The following is a 7008-nucleotide window of genomic DNA, read 5'->3' on the forward strand; positions in this document are numbered from 1 at the left end:
TGCCGCATGAATAATGTTCTTTGCCGCATGAATAATGTTCTTTGCCGCTTTTTCAACAGCTGCATTCTTGAACTGTAATTCATCAACGGAAATCTGTCCAAGTGCATTCCAAAGAGCTAACTGGGTTGCGTAATGGGCTTCTTTCCAATTGGAAACCCCTAAATTTTCTGGTGTTTTCTGTGGGTACCCATTCATTAAGACACGATAGGATACATCATCTGTTTTGCCCGCTTCGGGTAAATCCTCTCCATTTGGGGATTTTAAACCGTATACCAGACAATACGCAATTTGACCACTCGCATTCTTTAGAAGCTCTGTACGAACATCTTTCCCATATTGCGGACTATAGGCCCAATCCATCTGATACCTTTCTCGATTGATTACCTCCGCACTGGCTTGATTCAGTGGAATCAAGAAGCTCATAATGAATAAAAGTACACTCGTAAAGAGTAGTAGTGTTTGATACGATCGTTTCAAAACCATTTTTTACAGCTCCTTTAGGATTATTCAGTTTTCAAAGGACAGAATATTCAGAATTTTAATTCTCTAAATACAGAACAATATACTTTAGTCATAATTATTTCGTCTTTTAGCCGAATTTCATTTACAATAACATTTAGTAGGATTATGAACAAAATAGATGTAACCAATAACATGATTTTTATTCATTCTGTGATGGGTAGTGCACGATAATACGTTGGCCTGAAAAGTTTTTCTATCGGAACTTCAAGGAAATCTGCTATTTTTTTAGCCTTATTATCTTTGAGACTCCTTCTCCCAATTTCAACATCATATAATGTGCCGATTGGAATTTTAGCGCCTTTAGAAACTTCCTTAATACTTAAGCCTTTGGATTCCCGATATTCCCGTACAATGGTTTTTTGTTCTGACGCTAGCATTTTTTCACCCTCCCTTCCCTTAATTACATTGTATTCGGCTTTAAGCCGAAAGTCAACGTCTAACGTGTTATTTTTTTATTTTTAAACATGAAACAAGTTAAAAGGAGCTGGAACCATGTTTGGACAAAGATTGAGAGAGTTACGAAATAAGAAAAACATTAGTGCTACCGCACTTGGAAAAGCACTAGGAATTGCACAAACAACTATATCGAATTGGGAAAACTCTGGATATGAACCCAATTATGAAATGTTAGTAAAGATTTCACGCTATTTTGGTGTATCTGTAGATTATTTAGTAGGAAACGATAATGACGTCAATAAAAATGAAATAAGTCGTTTAGCTAAAGAGTTATATGAGGACTTGGACGATCTTCCAGAGGATGAACGCAATGATATTGAAAAAGGACTATTAGAATATCTGGAATTTCTAGGTTATAAATTAAAAAAAACAAAGAAATAAATTCTTTGCTTTTTTAATTAGCTTTTTGTCTAATATTAGATTTAAAGTTTCTATTTTCTTTAATATAAGTCTGTAATTTACTATGTAATTCAATATAATTACCTGTTTGTGACAATACTTTCACCAAAAAGTCATAATCAACTTGCTTACATAAATTCTTCTTTTTCATAAATTAATTACCCCTTTTACAAAATTTTTTATGTACAAGTGGAACGGAACTTTATGCCACACTAACAAGTGTTCCACTCCTTAAACGACAAATGACACTACAAAAGTAGTGTCATTTTTAACATCAATCACCCAGCTCCCCCACCAGGATCTACCATATATTGTAAAATTTTACTAATATTTCCTTGTGCCGGAAATGCTGTTAAAGCCGCTATCGTGGCCAATAAATATAATCGTTTTGCCCATCCCTTCATATTTAACCACCTCTAAGTTTATTTTAACACATTTTTTGGAAGTTCCGCATAGAACAAATCATTATTTCGTTCAAAGGCCAATAAAGCTTCTTTCATTAAATTCATATCTTCTCTTGCTAGAGCTTGAACAAAAAGTTGAAGTGGTGTAAGAAAACCATTTTGTTTTTTAGTTTCTTCCATAAGAGAATCTGCTTTTTGTTTCATATTTTGTTTTATGTATAAATACCCCCTTTCTGTCGGATTTATAGGTTGTATATGATCTAAATTCTTTTCAAAATGAATGTTTAGAAAATCAAGTGTTGTTTGTAACATTTGTTGTTTTTTACGCATTTTTTGATTATTTGGTGAAACCACCAGACTTAACCCTTTGTCTAAATAATACTTAGACAATTCGTAGTCTGTTAATATATATGTCTCACCCATAATACAATACGCTGTAGCCTTTGGAAGTAAAGATACTCTTCCATTTCTGGAAATCATATCATCACATAATTCTCTTGCTCTCGCCAACTCGTTATTCCTATGAAAACATGTGGCCAATAACTCCATAGTTCTTAACTCATATGAAGATTTTAAAAATGGATTTTTCACTTTTTCAATTTCAGTCTTTAATTCATCAATATTTGCACTTACTAAATTGTAACTTCTCGAATCAAAAAAAGCGTAAATTAGAGCAAACTCCATAGGAATTTTACTTATATCCTCTGCATTTTTTTGCTTTCCCATTTCTCCCTTTACCAATTTCAAAAATTCGTGCGGGTTAAATTCCTCTGCATTTCGTAAATAAAGTAATTCATAAGCACTTGCAAATTTACGATTCAACAAATTATTTGATTGTTTTTCTCGATCAATTAAATGATTTAATAATTCTAATTCACCGCACATGTCTATATATTCAAACGCTACTCTTAAATTAACTTTCCGTTTAGCTTGGTTACAATAGTTAAACACTTCTGTCTTTCGAAAAGAATAATCATGGGGATATAACATGTTTAGTATTTCTGCATAAATAGAAAAGTCAAATTCTCTCTTACCTGAAATAGATTGATTCACTTTAGAATGGCTAATGCCCAACAAATCAGCAAGCTGTCTATTAGTAATACCTCTATTAGTTAAATCCTTTTGAATTTTTTCTAAAATCATACCCCTTGTCACACCCTCTCTCATCTTCTAATATATAAATATACAAAAACTTTTATATTAAAAGAATTTTCTGTAAATATATTCTAACAGAAATTAGAAAAAGTTTCGTTCCAGTGTGGAATTTTGCATATTTCTACATTGTTTTGAGAATATTTTGAAAATTTAAATCATATTTGCTGGTTACTTCTAACTTATTACTAGTTGATATTTAAAAAAAGTATGTGTAAAATAGTTCTTAAAGATATGTATTTCAAACAAGAAATATTTAACAAAAGTCTATTCATTAGTTTTAAACATTAATTATAAAAAAAATAAAACCCCACCGCATCGTTTTTAATTGGATCAGGTCGCCAAACTCAAACCAATTAAAAACTCCAAGAGATAGGGGCTTTAATTCACACTATAAGTATATGTGTTTTTCTTTAGTATCAAACTTGATACTAAAATTATACCATAACGTATATCTATTGTGAATATAAAACCTCTGTTTTTCCTGTTTATTTGTGGTGGAAAAATAGGAGGTTTTTTTATGCTACTAAATAACTTTTTACTAAGTACAGCAAAACGAGAATTAAGTCCACACCTGGTTCATGTTCCTACAGGCGCTATCAATAAAACAGTACAAAAAGTAATTAAAGCTATTGATCTGATTCTTTTAGATACAGAAGGTAAAACCACTAAAGATTTCTTCGTACAAACACCACGCCGCTATCAGGCATTAGAAGTTGTTTTATCTTACCTAGTACAAGAAGGCTTCTCTCAAATGCGACAAGCTCAAATCAGTAAAAAATCGGGTATCTCTGTACCAATTATCAACTTTATTCTGAAGTGGTTAGAGGACCTTCAAGTATGTCATCAAATCAAAACAAGACGTCATGGTAAGAAAGCACCATCTATTTACATATTAAGCCTCAATACCAATTATTTAAAAATCATTGAATACTTTAAGCAAAAATGGGCGTTTTCAATTGATATGTTTTCTACATTTACAAAGTTTCTATCTAAAAAACTAAGTAAAAAACAAGAGAAACCTACAGATCAAACCGAAAAACCAACTGTGCCTACATGCCAGGGAATAGATATATTGGATGCTGTTGCTCCTTCAAATGAAGAAGTAGAAGAAAAACAGCCAATGAATGCCCCTGATTTGGGTGAAAAGTTAGAACTACGATTCCGCGAAATGGATGAGTTTATGAGTGAAGATCAAAAGAAACTCTATATGTATATCATAAGTAAAGATACAAATATTACTGAAAAAGATGCTTATACAATCGCATTGCGTATGCCGCCAGACGTAGATTGGGAAGCAAGAAAGACTTTTGAGGATTGTGTACAGTTTTTTGAGATAAACAAATCACAAGAAAGTACGCCTGCACATTTCGTAACAATCTATACAAAACAGTTAACTGCAAATAGGAAACGTAGACAGCAACAAGCGAAAGAAAACATAAGAAATATAGGATTGAGAAAATCAAATAAGAGTAAAATTCCGTTTGATTTATTCAAAAAGATGCTCGATCCAAACGCTTAAATCGTATTTTTTACAAAAAAATAATTGTTTGATAGCCTTGTTCAAAAAAATTGCTCCTAACAAGGCTTTTTGTCATGCCATTCTATATTTTAATAGATTAAACATATTATCAATCTATTATACTTTTATAAATTAAGGACGTTTTTCACAACAAATCCACTACAAATTTAAACACGAATTGAACCTGTTTTTAAATCAGTAATTAAATAAGAAGAATTTTCTAATCCCTTGTGAGAGTAAGGCTTATTGAGCAAAAATAAATCCTAATGTATTTAATTGTTTTAATTTTTTTTAAAACAAGATTTATTAATAAAAAGTATCCTATATTGGGAATTTCTTTTTTTATAAACTTCTACATATCATCTCCAAGTTGATCTATGTATGAAAATAAAATTCTAAATTTCTCTTAATATGCAAATCTACAATATTTTAGTTACCCAACATATTTCCGAATAAACACACTATTTATGAGTGACTTTATTCGTTTATTTACCTGCATATCAGAATGATTGTTTACCTATTATCAATCCTAATTCTATCCAAGCATACGGTAACAATACTGATGTCTATGTAGTGCCAAAGTGATGCGAATATGATGTCTATGTAATGTATACATGATGAAATGCGGCATCAGTTCGGCATAAGTGCAAATTAAGGTTTATGTACATAAACACTAGCTTTATCCTACATACATAAAGAAAAAGAAAAACGAAGCTCTCCTGTTAAGGGTATCTTGATTCAGCTATGAATCAGATTCCGTTGACAGGCAGATTTTCATAAAACTACGTATGCGGGGCGGCGGCCATTCCCATTCCTCGCATATTGTCCTCGCTCAACATCGGCCCATTATTCGCCTTCCGCTCATCTCAATACATCTATATATCCCCCTATATCACAACCCCACGGCCTGTCTAGCCAGGCCCACATGTCTCCGCAGATCTCCGCAATATCCTGGCCCTGGAATCCCTCAAGCCCCCAAAGGGGTTCGACCGAGATACATGTAATTTCGGGCCATAGGCTGTATTTTATTTCCATTATCGGATTTCGGCGTAACAAAAAGGCTTATTACTGATAATGTTACGAATTACTTTTGATACAGTATTTTGTTACATCTAGTTCAACGATTATGATATTTCATATTTTCAAATACAAAACGTAACATAAACGTTCGTTTTTGTTACAAATATCACCGATAAACAACGTTTGGTAAAAAATGTATTGCTATGACCTAGTTTTACACGTATCTCGGCTGAACCCCCCAAAGCCCTCCTCGATCTAGAATCCCATATTGCTTGTTTGTATGGTTCTCGTATATAATTGCGGTACACAATTTTTAGGAAAAAGGAGTATATAAACATGACTTGGGAACTTTCCGTTGATGTTTTTCTTGCTGATCTATTAAAACATGGCCGTAAATCTTCCACCGTTAAACAATACCGCTACGATCTCACCCTTTTTACATCATGGATTCAGAGGCGCATCAAATTACCTCCAGAATCGTTTTTTCATTCTTTTGATACAAATGTATTAGAAAGATACTTAAAAGCTCTTAAAAAGGAACGTGGAGCGTCAATCTCTAATATCAAGCGTGTACGAGGTATTCTGATTAACTTTTTACAATTTCATGGCGCGGCCCAAGATTTAAAAAGTGATGTCTCCCCTCCTGGACTAACTTCTAAACACTTTGCATCGGATCAAGAAATAAAAAAGCTATTCCGCGTCATGCGTAGTTATAACGGATTAACTGACTACCAGGCGTCAGGAAGAAAGTTTATTCTAGAACGTAACCTTTTATTGATTCATTTCATGTTAGATTACGGACTATCCATCCAGGACATACTCACGCTTTCTATGCATGATGTACACTTTGGGACAAATACGATTACCCCAGGAGGGTTACACGCCCACAAACGATCTATTACCCTTTCAAAAGAGCATATAAAACTTGCCTTATCCTATTACAACAAGATTCCTAACCTTGTAAGACCGCGCCAACAAACGAGCGATCCTTTTTTTGTGGCGTTTGATTTTGGCCCGCAAACATTCCGATGGGACTATGAAAAAGATCAACCCGCCGCTTTAACTAGAATCGCTGTACAACGCATGTTACAGAAAGAAGCGAAACGCGCTGAAATTCATGTCACACCTACTTTGCTACGAAACCGTTTTATATTAAATGCCCTACAGAATGACATGAAACCTGTTGAAATTAAAGCATTTTTGGGATTAAAAAGCGTTGAGGCCCTTCATAGATACGTTCAATTTTTGCATAAACAGCCATAAAAAGAGTTTCAAGTAAGTAACAAAAGCCCTAGTTTTGATTGCACCAGGGTTTTTGTTATGCTGTTTTTTAACCCTAAAACAAATAAACCATGTGAAAATCAATAAAAGTCAATACAAGTGAATATAAATCAACACGTAAAACGCTTGTATTTTAATGTTTTTCATAGATTTTTACCAGCATTTTTGTATTGACTTGTATTAATTAGTGTTAATTTGTATGTAATTGTATTGACTTTTTAAGGTGTTTAGCATATAATGGAATTAAGTTAA

Annotated in this window: 8 protein-coding genes; 3 read left to right on the plus strand and 5 right to left on the minus strand. The window is 33.0% G+C overall.

Going from position 1 to position 7008, the window contains the following annotated elements; genetic code table 11:
• On the minus strand, positions 1-483 hold a 483-nt coding region (locus RT27_RS30510), incomplete at its 3' end, for a thioester domain-containing protein (protein ID WP_043938900.1).
• 182 nt (positions 484-665) lie between these two features.
• On the minus strand, positions 666-899 hold the full coding sequence (locus RT27_RS30515) for a helix-turn-helix transcriptional regulator (RefSeq protein WP_043938902.1): 234 nt from the start codon (positions 897-899) through the stop codon (positions 666-668).
• A gap of 115 nt (positions 900-1014) precedes the next feature.
• On the opposite strand from RT27_RS30515, the gene RT27_RS30520 reads away from it, so the two are divergent.
• Positions 1015-1359: a helix-turn-helix transcriptional regulator gene (locus RT27_RS30520; RefSeq protein ID WP_006917309.1), complete on the plus strand. Its 345-nt coding sequence runs from the start codon at positions 1015-1017 to the stop codon at positions 1357-1359.
• Between the two features lie 13 nt (positions 1360-1372).
• Here the strand turns inward: RT27_RS30520 and RT27_RS35530 are convergent, their stop codons facing one another.
• The 3 genes from RT27_RS35530 to RT27_RS30525 form a co-directional block, all read right to left on the minus strand.
• Positions 1373-1528: a hypothetical protein gene (locus tag RT27_RS35530; RefSeq protein WP_194793413.1), complete on the minus strand. Its 156-nt coding sequence runs from the start codon at positions 1526-1528 to the stop codon at positions 1373-1375.
• Positions 1529-1655: 127 nt separating this feature from the next.
• Positions 1656-1781, minus strand: a complete 126-nt coding sequence (locus RT27_RS36175) for a hypothetical protein (RefSeq protein WP_269429674.1) — start codon at positions 1779-1781, stop codon at positions 1656-1658.
• Positions 1782-1799: 18 nt separating this feature from the next.
• Positions 1800-2924, minus strand: a complete 1125-nt coding sequence (locus RT27_RS30525; protein ID WP_043938904.1) for an AimR family lysis-lysogeny pheromone receptor — start codon at positions 2922-2924, stop codon at positions 1800-1802.
• Between the two features lie 529 nt (positions 2925-3453).
• Between RT27_RS30525 and RT27_RS30530 the strand changes: the two genes are divergently transcribed.
• Both RT27_RS30530 and RT27_RS30535 read left to right on the plus strand, forming a co-directional pair.
• Positions 3454-4455, plus strand: a complete 1002-nt coding sequence (locus RT27_RS30530; RefSeq protein WP_043938905.1) for a hypothetical protein — start codon at positions 3454-3456, stop codon at positions 4453-4455.
• A gap of 1356 nt (positions 4456-5811) precedes the next feature.
• Positions 5812-6738 carry a site-specific integrase gene (locus RT27_RS30535; protein ID WP_043938907.1) on the plus strand — a complete coding sequence of 309 codons (927 nt, stop codon included), beginning with the start codon at positions 5812-5814 and terminating at the stop codon, positions 6736-6738.
• Positions 6739-7008 lie beyond the last annotated feature (270 nt).

The organism is Bacillus sp. L_1B0_5 (genome assembly GCF_000836715.1).
Taxonomy (GTDB): Bacteria; Bacillota; Bacilli; order Bacillales; family Bacillaceae_G; genus Bacillus_A; species Bacillus_A thuringiensis_S.